This is a genomic window from Paenibacillus alvei DSM 29 (assembly GCF_000293805.1).
GTDB lineage: Bacteria > Bacillota > Bacilli > Paenibacillales > Paenibacillaceae > Paenibacillus_B > Paenibacillus_B alvei.
The window spans coordinates 285,738-308,130 of the sequence record NZ_AMBZ01000009.1 but is presented as its reverse complement, the minus strand read 5'-3'; the positions used below and the strand labels follow the sequence as shown (position 1 = coordinate 308,130).

Here is a 22,393-nt window from a genome sequence, read left to right as displayed (position 1 = left end):
AGGAGCCACAGGAGCCACAGGAGCTACTGGAGCAGCCGGAGTAACAGGAGCGACCGGAGTAACTGGAGAAACTGGAGCGACCGGAGTGGCAGGAGCGACCGGAGTAACAGGAGTAACAGGAGCGACAGGAGCCACAGGAGTAACAGGAGTAACAGGAGCGACCGGAGCAACAGGAGTAACAGGAGTGACTGGAGTAACAGGAGCCACAGGAGCAACAGGAGTAACAGGAGCGACTGGTTCTTCAGCAATTATCCCACTTGCTTCTGGTGTACCTGTACTGTTGACCACGCTCGCAGGCGGATTGGCAGGAACAGGCGGACTAATTGGATTTGGAAACTCTGCACCGACCACGAGTGCATTAGGTGCAACGATTGATCTTACTGGAGCGGCAGGTTTGCTTTTGAACATGGCATTCTCGATGCCGCGTAATGGCATAATTACGTCTATCTCTGCTTACTTCAGTACGACAGCGGCCCTTAGCCTTATTGGAGCAACTGCAACGGTACAGGCCCAATTGTGGCAATCGACTACACCGAACAACATATTCACTCCAATTCCAGGAGCTATCGTTACATTAGCACCATCTCTTTCTGGAGTAGTAGCAATTGGTACGATATCCCACGGAGTAACGTCAGGGTTGGCAATACCTGTAACAACAGAGACTCGCTTGTTAATGGTCTTCTCAGTTACAACAACAGGTCTTGCAGCGGGTACTACGGTTGCAGGATATGCAAGCGCTGGTGTAGCGATTTCATAATAACTAAGACGAAATAACAAAGAAGCGGCAGTCTTCACGCTTATTCGACGGTGAGGCTTCCGCTTCTTTGTTTTGTTCATATTAATCAATTTCCAGTTCGGTTCATGTTTATATTGACTATATTCTTTTAAATCTGTCTGATTTTCACAATTTGTAACTGGATAGATTTTATCAGCATATCATTATTAAATTTGTAGATTCGTTCTCACCTACATATTGGACAGGGGTGAATATATAAAATGTTGGCTTCCTCAACTACAACGATTTCTCCTCAAGATCAAAAAGATCAAAAATAATCCGTTTTCCGGCATAATCAATCCGTCTTGCGGTAGCCGCAGCATTCCGATTTCTTATATCATCATAGGGAAACATTTGAAGCAGCTACTTTGGGAAAGGAGTGTCAGTCAAAATGGTTAGAATAAGGTTCAGCGTATTTTTCAGTGTTTTTGTCTCGATGGTGGCGTTAATGATTATTGCACCGGTCATGCCGCCGCTCATTCGTGAATTGGGGTTAAGCGAGATGCATTCAGGCATCATCATTTCATTAGGCTCTGTCGCTATGGCCGTGATGGCTCCTGTATGGGGACGCCTCAGTGATCTCAAGGGGAGAAAGCCGATCATACTATTCGGATTCATCGGAATGTTCGTCAGTTATGTCATATTCACTGCAACGATGTATGCTGGATTAAATGGGGCAATAAAAGGCAGTGTGCTTCTTGGATTGCTCATCGCGGCACGCGCCATGGTTGGATTGTTCATTCCAGCCGTCCCTTCATCCGCACAGGCGTATATGGCGGACGTTACCGATGTGAAGGAGCGTTCTTCAGGCATGGCCCTTATAGGTGCGGCTAATGGACTTGGTCTTGTTCTCGGTCCTGCAATCGCAGGTATATTCGCGTTAATTGGACTAATATGGCCTTTGTACGTTGGAGCGGTATTGCCGATCATCGCATTTCTTGTCGTGTTGCTGTTAATTCCGACTCATAAACCAATGATTCACACCAAGCCGCCTAAGGTAAGTCCGTTTCAGAAAATCTCTCTCTATCTATTTGCAGGGCTAACTACCATGATTAGTATCGTTACACTTCAAGTGGTTGGCGGATTCTACTTTCAAGACCAACTGGCCCTCAGCACGCAAGAAACTGCCCGTATGGTCTCAATGGGTTTAATGCTGACAGGAATCGCAATGATATTGACACAGGGTATTCAAATGAAGTCGTCGAAGCTGAAGCCTAAGCAGTTGCTGCTCATAGGATCGCTATTGCTGCTATGCAGTATCGCCCTCTTCCTATTCATTAACAGCTTGATCAGCTTCTATATTGCGTTCTTTTTGTTCGGGGTAGGGGCAGGATTGTTAATGCCGGGCTTTATGACCGGCGCATCGCTTGCAGTATCAAGCGAACAGCAGGGTGGAGTTGCAGGGCTTATTTCAGCAGTACAGGGGATATCAGCAGTCATTGCACCCATTGTGAGCACGATGCTGTATCGTTTGGATAAGCATATTCCATTCGCAATCATTGGCGTACTCGTACTTCTATTGACCGTTACGTTGGCATCCGCATCGAATAAGCCAGTATTAAATCATTCAGCTATTGAGAAATAGGACAAGATAATGTCAAGAGAATAATCAGCAGCGCATCATCGAAATCGCAAAAAAGGGTGTTACGCTCTTTTGTATTGATAATGATTATCATTTTCTTTAAGATAAAGGTATGTGCATGTACTTGCTTTCATCCAGCAAATGATTGAAGGATGGGATTACATGAACGCCAAATCTGATTAATGAAGATTGCAGCAGGATTACAATACAATTCATGGAAAATGGATTTTGAGAGTGGAGGAGAAAAACTTGAAACTGCACATCGAGTCCCGCGATTTAAGCGATGCATTCGGAGAATTCGTAGATGTCACCCCTTCACCACGAGCAAGTGCTCAGAACCGCATCTATTCCATTCCGGCACCAAGCGGATCAGGGCATCTACAGAGGTTTCTTATACGAAGAGGCCTTGAAATTAATTTCTTCAATGCAGAATTCCATCGTCCGGTAACTATGGACGTTGAAATCCACTATCCTCATCTTGAAATATCATATACAACGGCAGGCAACGGAAGCTGGTCGGCATCTTCGCAAGAGATCGCTATAACCCCAGGTATGTCAACGCTCATCTATGTTCAGGAGGCAAACATCTATGCGGAACTGTACCCTAACGAACAAATGCAGCATATGGAGCTACGGATTGATCTGCGCTATTTCGACAATAAGATTCCAGAGCTTGATCGCTTGGCCCGCATTCCCGTCTTCTGCAAGCAAATGGCGGGTTCTTCCCAAATTCCGCTGCTTGTAGAGCAAATGAAGCAATGTCCTTATCAAGGTTCGCTTCAACAACTCTATCTGGAAGGAAAGGCACTAGAGCTGCTTGCACTTCAATTGGATGGGGTATATAAGGAGGTAGCCGCTCGGCAGGTCATTTCCAAACTGACTGCTGATGATATCCAATGTCTATATGAAGCGAAGGAAATCCTGTCGCATACGTGGAAGCAGCCTCCTAGTTTGCTCGGACTGGCACGATTGACAGGACTTAACGATTATAAGCTGAAGCTTGGGTTCAAGGAATTGTTCGGAACTACTGTATTCGGTTACGTGCGGGGACTGCGCATGAACGAAGCAAGGCGAATATTGGAACAAGGTGAAGCGAATGTGAGCCAGACTTCTATCATCGTTGGGTATCATAATGTAAGCCATTTTGCTTCCCTTTTCCGCAAAACTTTCGGCTACAATCCAAGTGAATGTGGAAGGCCCACAGTCTCCGCTTCAAGCAATGCGCTTGTTGTCAAACAATAAGGCGAATTAAGATGGTAAGGGAAATCATTCATCATAAATTATGAAATCTGCAGATCATTTCACTCCTTTGAGCGAAATGATCTTTTTTAGCTAGTTTAAAAAGAAGAGCAACGCCCATAATTGAAATTAGGATGCACAAATGAAAATGATGCGGATATGAATCGAAGAGCTCGGAGGTGCATGTGTCTATGTTGGCTAGTATCGGAATCTTGATTGTTGCCGCCATCACCATCCTTATCGATTATCCAACTCGCTCGAGGAATGGCAGTAAACGCGAAGCAACCATATTTGTCATACTGCTGGCTTTAAGCACACTTATTGGAGTGTTACTGGCCCTTCATGTAAAAGTCCCAAGTCCACTTAATATTCTGGCGGCCATCTATAGACCGATAACTAACCTAATTTCAAGTATACTTCAAGGATGATGAATAGGAGCAATGATGAAGCCAATTGGTGAAAATAATGATATAAGCGTTCGTCAGTTTACCATTCTCGTCTTCTTATATTCGGTTGGTACTGCAATATTGGTTATCCCTTCTGGCCTCGCGGAAGAGGTTAAGCAAGATGCATGGATTGCAGCATTAATCAGTATTGGAATAGGTCTGCTGCTTGTCAAACTTTATCTTGCAGTAGGACAATTACATGCAGGATATACACTTATTCAATTAAATGAGAAACTATTAGGGAAATGGGTCGGTCGAGCGGCATCTATAGGGTTTGTTATCTTTACACTCATAACCGCAGCGGAATTGCTCTATTATATGGGGAGTTTTATGACGACGCAAATATTGCCTTCAACCCCGATGGAGGCTACCAATATTATATTTGCGATAATCGTTATAATGGGAGTGCGCTTGGGTCTGGAGGTTTTGTCTCGATCTGCAGAAATCCTCTTTGCATGCTTCCTGTTCTTAATGTTCATTCTCCTGTTCTGTGCGGCTCCAGATATCAAGGTTCACTACATTCAGCCTGTACTTGAGACAGGAATGAAGCCGCTCATGCGTGCAACGCTGTTGTTCACGTGTATTTTCTCACTCCCTGCAGTCGTCTTCTTAATGATCTACCCGTCATCCACCAATGACACACGCAAAGCAGCGAAAGGATTCTACATTGGCGTAATTCTCGCTGGTACCGTATTAACGCTTATTATTGCCTGTACGATTCTCGTTCTGGGAGCAGAGACAACCGCGCGACAACTATATCCAAGCTATACACTGGCGAAAAGAATTATGCTCGGATCTTTTATCCAACATGTCGAAGTGGTCGTTGCGATCATGTGGTTTATCACGATCTATTTCAAAATGTCTCTCTACTTTTATGCAGCCTGCCTGGGCTTATCACAGACATTTCGCCTTGCGAACTACCGAACGGTTGTCATTCCTTTAGGCATACTTATGGTTGTACTCTCTCTAATCGTTCATCCAAACACTGTTCACTATATTAATTATAATAAGACGACTTGGATTCCATTCGTTGCTACGTTCGGGCTCGTACTTCCAATCACGTTATTATGTGCTTCGGCATTTCGGCAACAGCGATCGCAATCAGCCGCAAATCATCCTCAGGAAGGCGAGTAAGCGTGACATTGTCTATTGGGGGGTCCATCTATTGTCATACTTGCAGATGCTTGTGCAAAATCAAGTGATTTATCAAGCCGGTTCTGCTGCTTTGCAAATGAAACACAATATGGAAAACTGCATTTTCGATCTGGGCAAGCAATATACGGGTAAACGTGTGCGAAAGCACTATATGCTGAAAAGTCCTCCTCACTCCTTAGAGGCGGTGGACTTTTATTTTCATTCCAAGCATATCTCCTTATCAAGAACCATTTTTCTCGAAAGGAAATGATCAAGCTTGAAGCTGAACCATCTTAACCTTACTGTCACGGATGTTGCCGCAGCCAAGCAATTTTTGCAGACCTACTTCGAACTTACTGACAGAAGCCCGAGCGGAAATCCAAGAGAACATTCCTTTGCACTTTTATCTGACGACAACGGCATGGTACTCACCTTAATGAAAGGAACAGAAGTTCAATACCCCAAAACCTTTCATATCGGATTCGTACAAGAAAGTGAAGAGAAAGTGAATGAACTGAATCAGCGGTTGAAGAACGACGGTTTCGAAGTATCTCCTCCGAAACGCTCACACGGCTGGACATTCTATATCAAAGCACCGGGCGGATTTACAGTAGAGGTAATGGCCTTAGAGAAAGGAAGTTAAATACTCATCGACTTATATTGCTGCTAAGTAACAAGCTCTTTCTGAGCATAAACTCAGAAAGAGCTTAGTTCGTTATTGCTACCTAGCGTGTCATTACGACTTAACGCGTCTGAACATCTTGTAAACGTTTCTTAGCTCTTAAGGGTTTCTCAAACAATTGCTTCAGGCTGTCGTAATTGACAATCGCTGTACCAATCAGAATCGTAATCGCTCCAACAGCAGACATCCATGTGAGTGATTCCCTATAGAATAGCACGCCAACGAAAAGCGCCAACATGGGGGACACATACAACCAAGTTGAAGCAAAGATAGGCGTCGTTTTTGCAATCAGCCAATAGAACAGACTGTGTCCAATCATGGAACCAATCACAATTAAGTAAAGCAATGAACCGAGCGCACGAGTTGACAGCATGTTCTGGAAATGCCATTGCTCCGTGAACGCAGAAAGGAGAAGCAATAAGGCGCCCCCATACAGCATCTGAGATGCATTTAGTGCAATTGGTGAGATATCGGCGAAGCGTTTAGCAACTCGTTTGGAATAAATCGCGCCGCCTGCGTAGAACAACTCGCCAGCTATAATCACGATGCTTCCTATAAGCATCCATGAATGCTCAGAGACTGCCATGCTCGGAGCCATCATGATAATAACTCCAATAAACCCGATGACGCAGCCAATTAAAGAATGAACTGACGGCTTGTGGCGCATGATGGTGATTTGGATGATCAGAACCAGAATGGGGCCAGTTGCTGACAATACCGCCGCCATTCCAGATGATACATATTGTTCCCCCCAATATAATGCGGAGAATGTACCGAAAGTAAGACCGAACCCTGTAATCAACATTTCCTTATGGAAAAGCAGAGTGAGGCTTGCCTTTTTCCGCCATAGCATCCACATAAATAAAATAAGACCTGCAACGAAAAATCGTATGCCCCCGGATAAGAATGGCGGTGCTGACGCATCGACGCCAATTTTCACGGCAAGAAATGTCGTGCTAAAAATCAGACACATGAGCACATAATTGAACAAAACCATGGTTTCTCCTCCTTTTGAATTGATCATATACGTGAGGAGATAGAACAGTTTAAAAAGAGTAGAACAGATCGGGGATATATTTGGGAATTTATGTAGTACAATGAGGTTGAGGAAGATAGGAGATGTACCCATGCGATCCAAACAAATATACGACTACATCATAACGAATATCGAACGCGGCGAATGGGGTGCACACGACAAGCTCCCTTCGATTCGCTCTCTGGCTGTAGAGCTTAACGTGAATCGATTGACGGTGTTTAAAGCCTACCAATTGCTGAAGCAGCATGAAAAGGTTTATGTAAAGGAGAAGTCCGGTTACTATGTATGTCCGGATTGTGCTGGGACAGCTGCTGATGCGGTTTATCATACACCCAATGGGGTGTCTGCATTGCAGGTGACCAGCCAACTGTCCGACATTCACAGAATAGCGGTAGAGTATCAGTTTTCCCAGGCCATCATAGACCCCAACTTACTTCCAAATCTGTTTTTATCGGATTACGTCAAGAAAGTATTCGACATTTACCCCAAGCTTATGGGAAACTATTCCACACCGCAAGGCGATGAAGAGCTTCGTGATCTATTATGTCAATACTTCAAGCGCAGCAACCGAGTAGAGCTGAACAATGGCGAAATTGTGATTACGACTGGGGCGCAGCAGGCAATTGATCTGCTCTCGCGAATTCTAATCCGGCCGCTTGATGCTGTATTGGTCGAGCGCCCGACATACAGTGCTGCTATTGACATCCTCCGAGGACAAGGCGCGAGATTGATTCCAGTTGAATTCACGCCGGAAGGCTATGACTTAGAAGCGATAGAACGGCTGATGAAGCAGCATCGTCCAAGGATGTTCTATATGAATCCGACGTTCCACAATCCAACTGGATATATACTTCCCGCGTCCCAACGCAAACAGCTCGTGGAATTAGCCGAACGTTATCGGTGCGTCCTTGTTGAGGATGATGCATTTCATGACATGTATTTTCATGAACGACCGCCGCAGCCATTATTCATGTATGATACAGATGGCTGGGTTGTCTATTTGCGCAGCTTTAGCAAGTACGTCGCTCCAGGACTTCGCATCTGTGCCGTATTCGCCCGCAAATCGATGATTGAGCCGTTAATTGCGGCCAAATCACTGGCTGACAACGGGACTCCGCTCGTCACACAAAAGATATTCCTGCATTATTTTCAATCTGAGCGCATGCAGCAGCATCTAAAAAAATTGAGAACCGCGCTGCAAATTCGCAGAGACGTAATGGAGGAAGAACTGTCGGCTGCTTCGATCGATTGGCAATGGACAACTCCGCAAGGCGGATTGAACATATGGCTCCGTTTGCCGAATCATATATCTGCGAGCATGCTGCTGCAAGAAAGCCTTCAGCACTCGCTTTCCTTTGTTCCCGGGCATATCTGTGATCCCAATAACGGCTATCAGTCCTGGGTGAGGCTCAGTTATTCGTTAATGAACGAAATCCAAATACGCGAGGGCATGCGTCAGTTAACACAACTCGCGCAGCAGCTAGCAACACGATTCGATTTTCCGTCATACCAAAGGAAATAAAAATGGGAAGGAGAAGGGGACAATGAAAAACTTCATCATTTTCGGAGCAAGTAAAGGATTAGGAGACGCATTCGTGAGAGGCTTGCCTCAGCAGGGGGATCAAGTATGGGTGGTGTCCCGCAATCGCCCGAACAGCTTGGATGTGGACGACGGGGTGAAGCGAATATGGGTGAAAGCGGATTTGTCTCAGCAGGAAGCAGCCTCGAGTATAGCGCATTCGATTGGGGATGCAGCCATAGATGTATTGATTTATAACGTAGGGATATGGGAACAGAACGGGTTTGAGGACGACTACAATTTTGAACAAGATGAACCTGCGGATATCGCTAACATTATTCAAGTAAATATCACGTCAACCATTACTTGCATTCAAGCGTTGCTGCCGAACCTTCGAAAATCGGATGCAGGCAAAATCATTTTCATTGGCTCCACAGCTGGATTAGAACATACTAACAATTCACAGGTGTCGTTCGTTGCTTCTAAATTTGGATTGCGCGGGATTGCAAATGCTCTGCGCGAGCATGTTCGTAAAGACCAAATTGCCGTTACCTGCGTTAATCCGGGTGAACTGGCCGCAGAAATTCCTTATGAAGAGGGAGCTGAGAAGGCGCTTAAAGCCTATGACAGCAGCCGCATTCCCGTACAAGACATCATTTCACTGGTTACATGCATAATTGGCTTATCCAAAGCAGCCTGCGTAAAGGAAATCGATATTCCTGCAATGCAGGATACGAATGCTTAATCGAAAAGATATACACAACCGTGCCTTGCACGGTTTTTTTTTATACATTTTGGTCATATTCAATATTCATTTATCGTTGACATTTGTAAAAAAAGGAATATACTCCTCTATAACAGGAGATGATCAGATGAATTTGAATGCACCCAAGTTTTCTGCCGTCCCTCGCCGCAAACTGGTGGATCAAGTGCTTGAACAGCTGCACGATGCGCTTAACCACCACTATCGCCCTGGCGATCGCATGCCGACCGAGCCGGAGCTGATGGACATGTTCGGCGTAGGACGTTCGACGATCCGTGAAGCCGTCAAGATTCTGGTGCATGCCGGTGTGCTGGAAGTTCGACAAGGGGACGGGACGTATGTTCGTTCACGCCCCTCTGATTCTGACTCGTTGGAGCAGCGTCTGCTTAGAGCGGAGACCGCACACATTACCGAAGTAAGAAGCATGATGGATGCTCTGGCAGCGCGTTTGGCCTCAGAGCGGCGCACGGACAAGGAGCTTGAGCGGATGAAGCAGCTTCTTGAAGAACGAAAGAAGGCACTGGTGGTTGGCAATTACGCTGCCTATGTAGACCATGATGTGGAATTCCACTGTTCAATTGCAGAGGCGTGCCACAATCCTGTGCTAATTGACCTGTACCGCGCCTTCTGTAGTGCGCTTCGCGGTGAATTGAGCCATCTCATTGTAGACACGCAGCATTATGAGGATCGATCGGAGCTGCATGATCAATTGCTGCAGGCGATTGCGAACAGAGACGCTGATACAGCCGTTCGCTTGTCGATGGCTAATCTGGAGCCCCAACAGGGCCGCAGAGGCAATAAATAACTGTCGGATACACATAGGAGAGGAGAGAAGTTATGGTTATAGATGTTCGCGATGTTGCCTGGAAGAGGGACAAGAAGATGATTCTGGATCAGGTTTCCTGGAAGGTAAACCCAGGTGAGCATTGGTGCCTCCTTGGGCTTAACGGTTCAGGGAAAACAACCTTATTGAATATGATTAACGGCTATATCTGGCCGACTTCAGGGAGCGTTTCTGTCCTTGGAAAGCAATTCGGCACGTTCGACCTGCGTGAATTGCGCAAGCAAATCGGTTGGGTCAGCACCTCTTTGCAGCAGAAGCTATATGGGCATGATACGGTGCAGAAGATCGTACTAAGCGGAAAATTCGCCTCGATCGGCATATACGAGAACATCGAGCAGGCTGACGAGGACAAGGCATTATCCTTAATCCGGCTGCTCGGGTGCGAGCGGCTGCTTGACCGCACCTATGATACATTATCGCAGGGTGAGCGGCAGCGCATGCTCATAGGGCGAGCGCTGATGGCTTCACCGAAGCTTCTCATCCTCGATGAACCATGCACGGGACTCGATATCTTCGCTCGTGATCATCTTCTCCACATGATTCAAGCAATTGCACGCGAGCCTGATGCTCCGACGCTCATCTATGTTACGCATCATGTCGAAGAGATTATGCCCTGCTTTAACAAAACGCTGCTTATTAAGCAAGGAACTGTATTTTCATCAGGCAATACGGCCGATCAACTAACCTCAGCGCATCTAAGCGAATTTTTCGATTCGCCTATCGAGGTGCGGCAGGAGTTGGGCCAGCGCTACTCTCTTCAATTGCTATCCAACGAACTTAATTACAATAAGTGATAATAAAAGCGGGCGAATATGCCCGTTTTTTTATTTTGCAACCTATAATGTAAAAATTGGATAAAGGTGTTGAAATGTCGTAATAAATGATCTAAAATTATATCAAATGATAGAAAGATCTATCATTATAATTTAAATCCTACAAATGAGGATACTGCTATGAACAAAACGCGATCATCGAAAGAAGCGAAGCTCCATATGATTCTGGATGCGGCAACAGAGATCTTAGTCGAAAAGCCTACTGCTTCGTTGAATGACATTGCCGAATATGCAGGTATTGGCATCGCGACACTGCACCGTTATATCGAGAGTAGAGAGCAGCTTATGCTCCAGCTCGGTCTGCGTGCCGTTAAGGTCGTCGGTGAGACCATGGATCAGCTTGAGCGCTTGCAAAGTAACAATGAAGCGTACATTCCCCAGCTCGTGGATGCGCTAATCCCATTAGGGGACAAAATTCACTTTCTGACCCAAGATGCATCACTGTATTACAATGAGGAGATGGTTGCCGCAGAAGAGCAAATATTGCGGCGCTTACGACAATCCATCGAACAACTTCAGCATAAGGGACAACTGCGTCAGGATATGACACGGATTGGATTGTCAATGTGCTGTACTCACTTCTCATCCTTGCTTGGCAGCAAGTGCATCAAGGAAATATCGCCAAAAATGGCGCAGCAAAACTAGTTGTGGACACACTGTACAACGGCGTGAACGCATAAGCCTCCATGTAACTGTCCACTTTGCCCCCTGAAGCGCTACCTTCCTACTTACTTGCGGAAATAGACAATGGGTATCTTGTATCAATCCATTTGAGAGGATGTTGTATATGAGAGAAGCAGGACTCATTCCTGAACCAAAATCGTATGGACCGCTTGGCCACTTGCCCCTTATGGACAGCGACCAGCCAACGCTGTCCCTCTGCAAGCTCGCAGAGCAATACGGCCCAATTTATCGGCTAAGGCTCCCCGGATTCACGAGTCTGGTCGTGTCCGGTCACAAGCTTGTAGCGGAAGTTTGCGATATTACCCGATTCGATAAAAATGTGTACAATCGATCTGCTCTTCGTGAGGGCGTTCAGCGGAGACGGGTTATTTACTAGTCATACGACTGAGCCGAATTGGAGAAAAGCCCACAATATTTTGCTGCCAACGTTCAGCAAGCAGACCATGAAGGATTATCATCCCATGATGCTTGATATTGCGCTTCAGTTGATCCAAAAGTGGGCGCGCCTCAATCCAAACGAAAGCATTGATGTGCCTGACGATATGACCCGTCTGACCCTCGATACGATTGGAATATGCGGTTTTAATTATCGATTCAACAGCTTCTATCGGCAAGATCACAGCCCCTTTATCGTTAGCATGGTGCGGGCGCTGAATGAAGCAATGCAAAAAAGCTCCCGCCTGAAGATTCAAGACTTCTTCATGGTCAAAACAAAACGACAATTTCAATCGGATATCGATACCATGTTTACACTAGTCGACAAAATCATTGAGGAACGGAAAGCACAAGGAAATCAAGGGGAAACTGATTTGCTCTCTCGTATGTTGAACGGGATAGACCCGGACACAGGAGAGGGGCTCGATGATGAAAACATCCGGTATCAGATCATTACCTTCCTTATTGCCGGCCATGAAACGACGAGCGGCCTCTTATCCTTCGCGCTTTACTTTTTACTCAAGCATCCACAATCATTGAAAAAAGCCTATGAAGAAGTGGAACAGGTACTGGTAAGCCCGCTCCCGACCTATCAACAAGTGCTTCAACTGAAATATATCCGTATGATACTGAATGAATCGCTCCGCTTATGGCCGACTGCACCGGGATTTGACCTCTATGCGAGGGAGGACACCGTTATCGGCGGCAAGTATCAGGTGCGCAAAGGGGACAATGTCAGCGTGCTCCTACCACAACTGCACCGTGACAAGGAGGCATGGGGAGAGGATGCCGATGAATTCCGTCCCGAGCGATTCGCGGATCCTGCCAAGGTACCGAATCATGCCTACAAGCCGTTCGGCAACGGCGAGCGAGCCTGTATCGGCATGCAGTTTGCCCTATACGAAGCGATGTTAGTTCTCGGTATGATCCTCCAACATTTCAACTTGATCGACCATTTAAATTACCAATTGAATGTGAAGCAGACCTTAACTTTGAAGCCGGGAGATTTTCAAATGCGCGTACAGTTGCGTGATCATAAGCAGGTCGCGAGTATGACGACGGGTGCAGCTGCTATTGTACAGAATGAGGCGGAACAACACAGTTCAACGAATAAAGATGAATCAGCACCTGATGATCGTGCTCTAATAAATTCTGCCCATCTTACACCGCTGCTTGTCTTATACGGCTCGAACTTAGGAACGGCAGAAGGGCTTGCACATCAGCTCGTCAATCAAGCTCGCCTTTACGGATTCCGAAGTGAGGCAGCTCCGCTCCATGATTATGTTGGCAGACTGCCGAAGGAGGGTGCTGTTCTTATTGTGACCGCATCCTATAACGGAAGACCGCCGAAAAATGGAGCAGCGTTTGTAAAATGGTTGGAGGAGACGCAGCCTGGAGAACTCGAAGGTGTGCAGTATGCGGTATTGGGGTGTGGGGATCGCAATTGGGCGAATACGTACCAAAGTGTACCTAAATTTATCGACGAGCAGTTGGAACGAGCAGGCGGCAAGAGGCTTGTACAGCGAGGCGAGGCAGATGCAGGAGGGGAGTTCGAGCAGCTGGTTCATACATGGAAAGATACGATGTGGGTCAATGTAAAGCAGACTCTCGGCATTGAAGAGGACAATTCGTCGGATGATAGGGATCAAACACAAAGCGCGATTCACGTTCAAGTTGTAAGCAGACTATCAGCGATCCCGCTTGTTCGAAAGCATGACGCGTTCTTAGCTGTCGTACAACATAATCGAGTACTGCATATGACAAGCTACAAGACGTGCACGAGGCAGATCGAGGTTGCGCTGCCACACGGAATAACGTACAAGAAAGGGGATTTGCTCGGCGTACTGCCGGTCAACAGCCCAGCGATTGTCGAGCGAGTGGTAAGGCGGTTCCAACTGCAAGAAAATGACCAACTTTTCGTAACTGCGAACGGACATAATGAGGCTGACCATTTTCCACTAGACCGATCCGTCTCTATACAAGATCTGCTTCGCTACTGTGTTCAATTACAAGAGCCTGCAACACCTGCACAGCTTCGGGAATTAGCGGCTTATACGCGATGTCCGCCGCACAAGCGAGAGCTAGAAGCACTGCTAGATGAGAAGGCTTACCGCGAGCACATCCTGACCAAACGCATCACCATGCTGCATTTGCTCGAAACCTATGAAGCATGCGAACTGCCATTCAACAAGTATTTGCAGCTCTTGTCGCCTCTCCAACCTGGCTATTATCCAATCGGCATTGATTCAGAACCCACTTCTCAACAGCCGAGTATCGTAATCGATTACAATGAAGCCGCGTCTAATCAAAGAAAGATGGAACACAACAACGAGCTCACTTCCGCCTACTTATCCATTTGCAATCCGGGAGACGATATCCTTATTTTCATACAAGCAGAGAACCTTGCTGTTCAGCATATCTAAATAAAGATAGATCAACCTATAGAACAATAAAAAGCTGCTGCTAAGCGGTATCATCAGATAAAAGTCATGGGTTGTACACGATGCCCTGAATATCAACATCTCAGCATTTCATAACCGAGGAGAACTAGCATACTGGATTGGTAAGCCATACTGGGGCAAAGGATATGGTACAGAGGCGGCTCAAGCGACTCTACCTTATGGGTTCGAACAGCTTAAACTTCAAAAAATATTCGCTGAAGCATACACCTCCAATCCTGGATCGTGGAGAAGATTGGACTCAACTATGAAGAAACACTCAAGCAACATATGTGTCGATTCGGGCAATATCACGATTTAGCATTCTATGGATTAGTAAAAGACGAATATGGACAAAGAACGAGCTGATTGGGCTCGTTTTTTGTGGCCAGATTTACAGTTCGTATAATAGTAAGGTCCCCTGTCACAAAATATTCGTCTGTAATTGTTATATCCTGTCACAAATAGCCGATTTGAAATTGTTATATAGAGTAGAAACAGCAGTTATAAAACAAGAGAGATTGGAGTAGTGAAACAGAATGATCCGTAAAGAGGGAAATCATCAATCGAATGACAAGCTTAGTTTGATCAAAAATCCATCATTGTCACTTCTACAGCAGTACTTCTTGGCATAGGAACAATCGGCTCCAGCATACCCGCAACGGCAGCACCGAGGATAGATGGCTTCAATGAAAAAGCTGCTATCGAGCAAGGCTACCTTTACAAGCCTAATTTGAGTGTCAAGCATGACGGGATTACCTTAACTTTGACCGACGTTCGTTACGATGGATCAACATTATCCTTCGCATTGCGTCCAGAAGGGGCGAATCTGGATTTTCCCTTTACCTCCGACCCGGAGAAAGAGAAAATCAAAGGCTACATCAAGCCAGATTGTGAGGTGCTTGCCGATGGCAAACCAATTGCCTTCAGCAGCTCTGATGCAAATGGAGCAAACAAGAGTCTGCAATATTTTGCAAAAGGTGTGAAGCTCCCTGACGAATTCGAGCTTTCGATTAAGGCCGAAGTGACGAAAGTGAAGGAAGCTTTTGATTTTAAGGTGCCAGTGAAGTTGAAAAGCAAGCCGCTCGTCGTGAAGCCTGATGCATCGAAAACTTCCGGGAAGTTCAGCTATACCGTCAAGCAGCTTGTGCTGTCGCCGTTCTCTACCCGACTTATCCTTGACAGCCAAGGGCCGGTTCCTGCTTCTGCCGAACAATCCGGGAAGTACCATGCAAGTCCGGTTTATTATGAGTTATTAGACAACAACGGCAACGAGATCGCGCCTGAAATGATTGGGTTTTTCAATAAAAAGCCGGAAACCAAGTATCATATCGATAAATTCTACTACCCGATGGACGATAAGGCGACATCTATCACGATCAAGCCATATACGTATACGATTAACAGCAAAAACTGGGCTATCCTCGAAGAGAAGGGGAGCAACGGGAAAATGACGAATAAGAAAACCTATTTGAAAGACTTGGAGCTCACGATTCCAATCAAAACGATAACACAAAAATGATTTACAACTAGAAGGGAAGATTGATAGAAATGAAACCATTCAAAAAAACGGCAATCGTCGCCTTATCCGTGGCAGCACTGCTTGGCATAGGGACAATCGGTTCCAGTATGCCCGCAGCGGCAGCATCGAAACTAGACAAACGCATCAATGAAACGACTGCAATCGAGCAGGGTTACTTGTACAAGCCTAATTTGAGTGTCACTCATGACGGAATCACCTTGACTTTGGCCGAGGTTATCTACGATGGTACAACATTGGCCTTCTTAATTAAGCGAGAAGGAGCGAATCTGGAACGTACCTTATCCCCATATTACAGCATGGATGATCTAAAGAGAAATCCAAATAATGAGCATATCAAAAAAAATGTCGTTCCTGAGAAGGATCAGCTAAAGGGCTACATAAAGTGGGGGACGAAGGTTTTAGTCGATGGACAGCCGATAACACAGACCACTGGCAGTCTCTCTGATCCTAAAGATGAATTTTATTATTACGCAAAAGGTGTCAAAGCGCCCGAAAAATTCGAGCTTGCGATTACAGCTGAAGTTACAAAGGTTAGTGAACCATTCGAATTCAAGATGCCTATCGAGTTGAAAAGCAAGCCGCTCGTCGTGAAGCCCGAAGCAACTAAAACTTCCGGGAAATTCAGCTATACCGTCAAGCAGCTTGTACTGTCGCCGTTATCTACCCGACTTATCCTTGACAGCCAAGGGCCGGTTCCTGCTTCTGCCGAGCAATCCGGGAAGTATCATGCAAGCAAGGTCTATTATGAGCTTGTCGACAACAAAGGGAAGGAAATAAATCAAGAAATGATTGGATTTTTCAATAAAAAGCCGGAAACCAAGTACCATATTGATCAATTCTACTTTCCGATTGACGACAAGGTGACATCCATCACGATCAAACCATATACGTATACGGTGAATAGCAAGGATTGGAGCATTCTCGGAGCAAAACTGAAGGGCAGTGAAGGAAAGAGAACCTATTTGAAGGATTTACAAGTTACGATACCGATTAATCGATAATACAGTAAAAGCAGGGGATTTCTAGAACGGCGAAGGCTTTGACTGGAACTGCCTATTAACAGGCATTTACTCGCATATCATCAGATGATGATTGTGGTAAATGTCTTTTTATTTTGCCTAAATAAAAAATTTAGAATGCCTGTCACAAAACCGCCTGTTCCGATTGTTATATATAATAAGTCAACATGAAAGGAGTTAAGCTCTTGCAATCCGACATCTCTGGGGAACGAGTTGTGAAACCTATGAATATTGAAGAGGTTGTAGCGGAGGTACAATCCGGTGATAAGCAGGCATACAGAGTAATTCTGCAACATTACGAACGTCAGATGTATACATACTGTTACTATATTTTAAAAAATCATGCAGAAACAGAAGATGCCGTTCAGGAAATATTTATCCGTGCCTATGAAAATTTATATCAATATAATAGGCGGGTTTCCTTTTCCGCCTGGCTTTATAAAGTCGCCTATCACCATTTGATCAATTTAAAGAAAAAGAAGATCCGATGGCTCAATCTAATTAAGCAGGTTGAGAAGCAGAATGAGCATTTTGAGATTGCCTTTTCCCAGCATGAAACGATAGTCAGTCAACTATTGACCTATCTCACTGCTGAAGAGAGGCATATTTTGCTTTTAAAGGCAGTAGAACAGTATACCTTTGAGGAAATTAGTGAAATTATGGGCCTTAAGTCTGCTACTGTGCGCAAAAAGTATGAGCGATTACGCGCAAAATTAATGGATCGCATTTGTAAAAAAGGAGAGAAGGTCCATGGAGCATATGCAGCGCACGGATTACGCTGAAATGGATGGAATCGAGCAAATGATTCGTGATTCGTCGCTGCCTAATAGTCGAAGCGATGAAATTATGAATCACATTGAACAAGCAGGCTGGTCAAGAACACAAAAATTTTCACGCAAGCCGAATGTATGGAAGAAAACTGTATTAGTTGCTTCTATTACGTTAGTATTGGGAGCGGGAATCATCGCTATGGGGTATGTATCACCGGCAATGGCAGAAGCCCTGAAAAAAGTACCTATGATCGGACAATTATTTGCGGATATAAGCGAGGAATCTGCACAACTGGCGTTTGACCGCGGTATTGTAACACAGCCTAATCTGAGCGTGACTCACGATGGAATTACCTTGAAATTGGCTGAGGTTCTGTATGATGGCACTCGTTTGTCGATTCTTATCGAGCGCAAGGGGGATAATTTGCCCCAAAGCACCATCAGTTCATATATTATGGATAATGATACTCAGCAATTAAAAGGGAATAAACGAGAGAAATTAAAAAAGACGCCTGAGGAAGAAAAAGAAAAGGGGTATATCACGCTTCCCATTATTCTTGTAAATGGACAGCCTTTTCAATACGGATCAGCCAGTTTTGGAGACTATCCTTTAGAGGATGTTGCTTATCGTATCGAATATACGGAGGGTCTAAATTTGCCCGATGAGTTTGAGCTGAGCATGCAACTGAATGTCACCGGAGTGAAGGAAACGTTCGAATTCAAGGTTCCGGTGAAGGTTGAGAATAAATCCATTGTATTCAAGCCGAATATCACGAAATCCGATGGCAAATTCTCTTACACGGTCAAGCAGCTCGACTTTTCGCCTGTGTCCACTAGGCTCGTTCTGGATAGTAAAGGTCCTGTTCCGGCAACGCCGGAGCAAACCGGCAAATATCACGCCAGCCATGTCTATTATGAGATGCTGGATGACCAGGGACGCGTCATTGAGCCGCGAATCTTTGGTTATGTTCATGCAAAGCCCAAAACCGAATATCATGTTGATGAATTATACCTGCCTGTTGAAGGCATACCGAAGTCCATCACGATTAAGCCGTTCACGCTTACAATTTACAACAAAGGATTCATCGTGAAGGGGTTCAGCAAAACGAGTCAAGGGGATCGAACATACTTGAAAGATCTTGAACTCACCATTCCCATTCAGGATTAATTTTTATGTAGAGGGAAGTTTCTCGACTCCATGAATTCATGGCGAGGGGGCGACCCTCTCTATGTGTTTGCTCTGCTCTTCCAAATTTACATTGCCTAAAATTCATGCCATGAAAGGCTTGTCCTAATTGTAGACATTAAAAAAATGAAGTTTGAAAGGGGCTGAGCTCTTGCAGTCCATTACTGCCGAGGGATTAGAAGCAAATTGTATAGATATAGAAGCAGTTATTATACAAGTCCAAGCAGGAGATAAACAGGCGTATAGAAAGATACTTGACCAATATGAACGACCGATGTATACATATTGCTATTATATTTTAAAAAATCATGCCGAGACGGAAGATGCCGTACAAGAGATTTTTATCCGTGCCTTTGATAATCTGCATCAATACAAGAGGCAAGCATCCTTCTCCGCTTGGCTTTATAAGGTAGCTTATCATCATTTAGTGAATGTGAAGAAGAAAAGAAGCCGATGGTTTCGTATGATTGAACAGTGTAAAGAACGGGAATCGGAGCGGCAATTCTCCCAACATGAAACGCTAGTCAGTGAACTGCTGACTTATCTGACGGCTGAAGAGCGGCATATTTTACTGCTTAAGGCGGTGGAGCAGTACACCTTTGAGGAAATTAGTGAAATTATGGGTATCAAGTCTGCCACAATACGCAAGAAATATGAGCGATTACGTACGAAGCTGATGGAACGTACTTGTCAAAAAGGAGATAATGCCCATGGAACCTATGTCCCATCAAAATAAATACGCTGAAATAGATGCTATCGAAAACATGATCAGAGACTCGTCGCTGACCAACAGCCGAAGCGATGAAATTATGAATATGATTGAACAAAGGGAAACCGCAGGAAAGCAAAAATTTAAGGATAAGCCCAACTGGATAAAGAGATCACTATTCGTTGCTTCTGCTGCTGCAATTATCGGCATAGGACTCATTGGAGTCGGATATATATCTCCAACAATGGCGGAAGCTTTGAAAAAAGTCCCGGTTATCGGGCTGCTTTTTTCCGAGACGAGTGAAGATGCAGTTCTCGCAGCGATTGAACGGGGAATTATATCAACGCCAAACATCAGCATTACGCATGATGGAGTTACGCTAAGGGTGAGTGAAGTATTATTTGACGGCACGCGCTTGTCCATTCGTATTGAGCGTGAGGGCAAAAATTTGCCTGAGTATATTGGTTCTCCATATTTTGATGGTATATCGGAAGAGGAAATGAAAAAGATCGTTAAAAAATACAAAGGGGTAAATGATCATATCGTGGAAGCCTTCGCTACTCCTGTTGAAAAACAGACCAAGGGATATGTTCGAGACCCGAAAGTTCTAATCAACGGTGAGCCTATCAAATCCTCTGGCCATCTTCAAAATTATATGATGGATGATACACACAAGCCGATCTATAAATTGGAATTCAGGCATGTCGCGACATTGCCGGATGAATTTGAGCTGACTGTTCGAACGACAGTAACACAGATCAAGGAAACGTATGAATTCAAAATTCCAGTGAAGGTTGAGAACAGAGCTATTATTCTGAAGCCGAATGTGACCAAGTCAGACGGCAAGTTCTCGTATACGGTCAAGCAGCTTGACATCTCTCCTGTATCCACTCGTCTAGTGCTGGACAGCATGGGCCCTGTTCCGGCCTCTTCGGAACAATCGGGGGATCATCATGCAAGCAGAATGTACTATGAGATAGTGGATGATCATGGGCGTGTACTAAGCCCATCCAAACTCATCTATACGCCTGCTCTGCCAAAAACCGAGTATCACCTTAATGATTGGTATGCGCCGGTAGGGATGAAATCGAAATCGATCACAATCAAACCTTATAACTTTACAATAAGTAACAAGCACTTTAGTATGAAACGAACCGATAAGAAAGATTATGGAGATCGAACGTATTGGAAAAATCTAGAGGTTACGATCCCAATTCCGCAATCGAAAAGATAAATAGACAGGGTCGGCACTACGAACCATGAAATCATGGGGAAGAGATCGGCCCTGTCTCATTTTTGCATATAGAGGGATTTCTCCCTCTTTTATTGCAATTTATCCCTTATGATCAGCCCCTCTTTTCTAGATAATGATGTTGTAAGGCTGAGCCGCACAGAGCCTTGTAGATGCTCATGCAGGTGTTGTGTCATAAGTCCGGTCATGAAATAGGAGGGATAACCGAATCTTTTATCAACAACTTGCAAGCGCTATCATTATGGATTATAGGAGGATGATTACGTATGTTACGCACAGGGAATACATCCCACAGAAAATGGATGATTGTCTTACATGCTGCTCTAGCATTGTTGCTCCTGCAAGGCCTGGTACTCTGGGCGCCGCAAGCTCAAGCTGCCGTATCCAGCAAGACGATTGTAGGCTACTGGCACAACTTCGATAATGGCTCCGGGTTCATCAAGCTCCGTGACGTATCTCCTAAGTTCGATGTCATTAACGTCTCCTTCGCAGAACCAACGTCTGGCGTCACGAATGGTACAATCGGCTTCACGCCTTACAATTATTCGGATGCCGACTTCAAGGCTGATGTCGCTTACTTGCAGAGCCAAGGCAAGAAAGTCATTATCTCTATCGGGGGCCAGAATGGGCAGGTTCAACTCCCAAACGCCGGAGCCCGAGATAATTTCGTCAATTCGGTTATTGGGATCATTGAGAAATATGGCTTCAACGGACTTGATGTGGACTTCGAAGGACATTCCCTCTATTTGAACGCTGGCGACAGTGATTTCAAAAATCCCACCACTCCAGTTATCGTCAACCTCATTGCAGCTCTCCGTACAATTAATAACCACTTTGGAACCGATAACTTCTATCTTACAATGGCGCCCGAAACCTTCTTCGTACAGCTCGGATATGCTTTTTATGGCGGAAGCTGCATTAGCTGCGACAGTCGTGCAGGAGCATATCTGCCTGCCATCTATGCAACACGCGATATTCTGGATTGGCTTCAGGTACAGAACTACAACTCTGGCCCAATTACAGGCCTGGATGATCAGTATCATACGATGGGAAATGCCGACTTCCATGTTGCGATGGCCGACATGCTCTTAACTGGGTTCCCGGTTGCCAAAAATCCAAACAACTTCTTCCCAGCGCTGCGCCAGGATCAGATCGTGCTTGGATTGCCTGCTAATGCAAATGCAGGAGGCGGCTTCACTACAGTTGCAGAGGTACAAAAGGCTCTTGATGCGCTTATTAAGGGCGTGCAATTGCCCAGCTACACAACGCGCGGCAGTTCAACGGGATATCCGAATTTCCGCGGACTGATGACCTGGTCAGTAAACTGGGATAAGTTCAATAACTTCGAGTTCTCCAATAGTCACCGCTCGTATCTGGATGCACTAACTCCGTCGCTTCCAAAGGGTAAAATTTAACTCAAAATGGTGGAAACGAGATAGCGTAATACGATGAAATATCATATGACATTTCGTCACTATGCCGTATGAGAATGAACAAGTATATT

Annotated in this window: 19 protein-coding genes and 2 pseudogenes; 20 read left to right on the top strand and 1 reads right to left on the bottom strand. The window is 45.2% G+C overall.

What is annotated here, in order from left to right; all coding sequences use genetic code 11:
* The 6 genes from PAV_RS25690 to PAV_RS25660 all read left to right on the top strand — a co-directional run.
* On the top strand, positions 1–757 hold a 757-nt coding region (locus PAV_RS25690; protein ID WP_040736851.1), incomplete at its 5' end, for an exosporium glycoprotein BclB-related protein.
* Between the two features lie 409 nt (positions 758–1,166).
* Positions 1,167–2,360 carry an MFS transporter gene (locus tag PAV_RS25685; RefSeq protein WP_005550964.1) on the top strand — a complete coding sequence of 398 codons (1,194 nt, stop codon included), beginning with the start codon at positions 1,167–1,169 and terminating at the stop codon, positions 2,358–2,360.
* A gap of 246 nt (positions 2,361–2,606) precedes the next feature.
* On the top strand, positions 2,607–3,599 hold the full coding sequence (locus tag PAV_RS25680; RefSeq protein WP_005550963.1) for a helix-turn-helix transcriptional regulator: 993 nt from the start codon (positions 2,607–2,609) through the stop codon (positions 3,597–3,599).
* A 437-nt stretch (positions 3,600–4,036) separates the two neighbouring features.
* On the top strand, positions 4,037–5,176 hold the full coding sequence (locus tag PAV_RS25670) for a GerAB/ArcD/ProY family transporter (RefSeq protein WP_238555920.1): 1,140 nt from the start codon (positions 4,037–4,039) through the stop codon (positions 5,174–5,176).
* 31 nt (positions 5,177–5,207) lie between these two features.
* A complete protein-coding gene (locus PAV_RS25665; protein ID WP_040736849.1) occupies positions 5,208–5,447 on the top strand; it encodes a hypothetical protein in 240 nt (79 codons plus the stop codon).
* A gap of 6 nt (positions 5,448–5,453) precedes the next feature.
* Positions 5,454–5,819, top strand: a complete 366-nt coding sequence (locus tag PAV_RS25660; protein WP_005550960.1) for a VOC family protein — start codon at positions 5,454–5,456, stop codon at positions 5,817–5,819.
* 100 nt (positions 5,820–5,919) lie between these two features.
* Here PAV_RS25660 and PAV_RS25655 read toward each other — a convergent pair whose 3' ends face one another.
* The gene (locus PAV_RS25655; RefSeq protein WP_005550959.1) at positions 5,920–6,855 is read right to left on the bottom strand and encodes a DMT family transporter; all 936 of its coding nucleotides are present in this window, start codon (positions 6,853–6,855) and stop codon (positions 5,920–5,922) included.
* A gap of 130 nt (positions 6,856–6,985) precedes the next feature.
* On the opposite strand from PAV_RS25655, the gene PAV_RS25650 reads away from it, so the two are divergent.
* The 14 genes and pseudogenes from PAV_RS25650 (at position 6,986) to PAV_RS25590 (ending at position 22,304) form a co-directional block, all read left to right on the top strand.
* Positions 6,986–8,416 (top strand): aminotransferase-like domain-containing protein, encoded by a 1,431-nt coding sequence (locus PAV_RS25650; RefSeq protein WP_005550958.1) that lies wholly within the window; start codon positions 6,986–6,988, stop codon positions 8,414–8,416.
* A gap of 22 nt (positions 8,417–8,438) precedes the next feature.
* Positions 8,439–9,158, top strand: coding sequence for an SDR family NAD(P)-dependent oxidoreductase (locus tag PAV_RS25645; protein WP_005550957.1), 720 nt, complete (start codon positions 8,439–8,441; stop codon positions 9,156–9,158).
* A 127-nt stretch (positions 9,159–9,285) separates the two neighbouring features.
* Positions 9,286–9,981, top strand: coding sequence for a FadR/GntR family transcriptional regulator (locus tag PAV_RS25640; protein ID WP_005550956.1), 696 nt, complete (start codon positions 9,286–9,288; stop codon positions 9,979–9,981).
* 32 nt (positions 9,982–10,013) lie between these two features.
* Positions 10,014–10,814 (top strand): ABC transporter ATP-binding protein, encoded by an 801-nt coding sequence (locus PAV_RS25635; RefSeq protein WP_005550955.1) that lies wholly within the window; start codon positions 10,014–10,016, stop codon positions 10,812–10,814.
* Positions 10,815–10,973: 159 nt separating this feature from the next.
* Positions 10,974–11,533 (top strand): annotated as a pseudogene (locus PAV_RS25630) (TetR/AcrR family transcriptional regulator).
* A 107-nt stretch (positions 11,534–11,640) separates the two neighbouring features.
* Positions 11,641–14,395: pseudogene (locus PAV_RS25625) on the top strand (cytochrome P450).
* 85 nt (positions 14,396–14,480) lie between these two features.
* Positions 14,481–14,732: a GNAT family N-acetyltransferase gene (locus PAV_RS33845; protein ID WP_081505834.1), complete on the top strand. Its 252-nt coding sequence runs from the start codon at positions 14,481–14,483 to the stop codon at positions 14,730–14,732.
* A gap of 444 nt (positions 14,733–15,176) precedes the next feature.
* Complete coding sequence (locus PAV_RS25620; protein WP_005550951.1) at positions 15,177–15,932, top strand: DUF5643 domain-containing protein; 756 nt, start codon at positions 15,177–15,179, stop codon at positions 15,930–15,932.
* Between the two features lie 29 nt (positions 15,933–15,961).
* Complete coding sequence (locus PAV_RS25615) at positions 15,962–16,954, top strand: DUF4179 domain-containing protein (protein ID WP_040736847.1); 993 nt, start codon at positions 15,962–15,964, stop codon at positions 16,952–16,954.
* Positions 16,955–17,157: 203 nt separating this feature from the next.
* The gene (locus tag PAV_RS25610; protein ID WP_005550949.1) at positions 17,158–17,754 is read left to right on the top strand and encodes an RNA polymerase sigma factor; all 597 of its coding nucleotides are present in this window, start codon (positions 17,158–17,160) and stop codon (positions 17,752–17,754) included.
* Positions 17,723–18,910, top strand: coding sequence for a DUF4179 domain-containing protein (locus tag PAV_RS25605; RefSeq protein ID WP_005550948.1), 1,188 nt, complete (start codon positions 17,723–17,725; stop codon positions 18,908–18,910). The genes PAV_RS25610 and PAV_RS25605 overlap by 32 nt, the downstream gene beginning before the upstream one ends.
* A gap of 169 nt (positions 18,911–19,079) precedes the next feature.
* Positions 19,080–19,664: an RNA polymerase sigma factor gene (locus PAV_RS25600; RefSeq protein ID WP_005550947.1), complete on the top strand. Its 585-nt coding sequence runs from the start codon at positions 19,080–19,082 to the stop codon at positions 19,662–19,664.
* Complete coding sequence (locus PAV_RS25595; RefSeq protein ID WP_005550946.1) at positions 19,639–20,871, top strand: DUF4179 domain-containing protein; 1,233 nt, start codon at positions 19,639–19,641, stop codon at positions 20,869–20,871. The genes PAV_RS25600 and PAV_RS25595 overlap by 26 nt, the downstream gene beginning before the upstream one ends.
* Positions 20,872–21,155: 284 nt before the next feature.
* Positions 21,156–22,304, top strand: a complete 1,149-nt coding sequence (locus PAV_RS25590; RefSeq protein WP_005550945.1) for a chitinase — start codon at positions 21,156–21,158, stop codon at positions 22,302–22,304.
* Positions 22,305–22,393 lie beyond the last annotated feature (89 nt).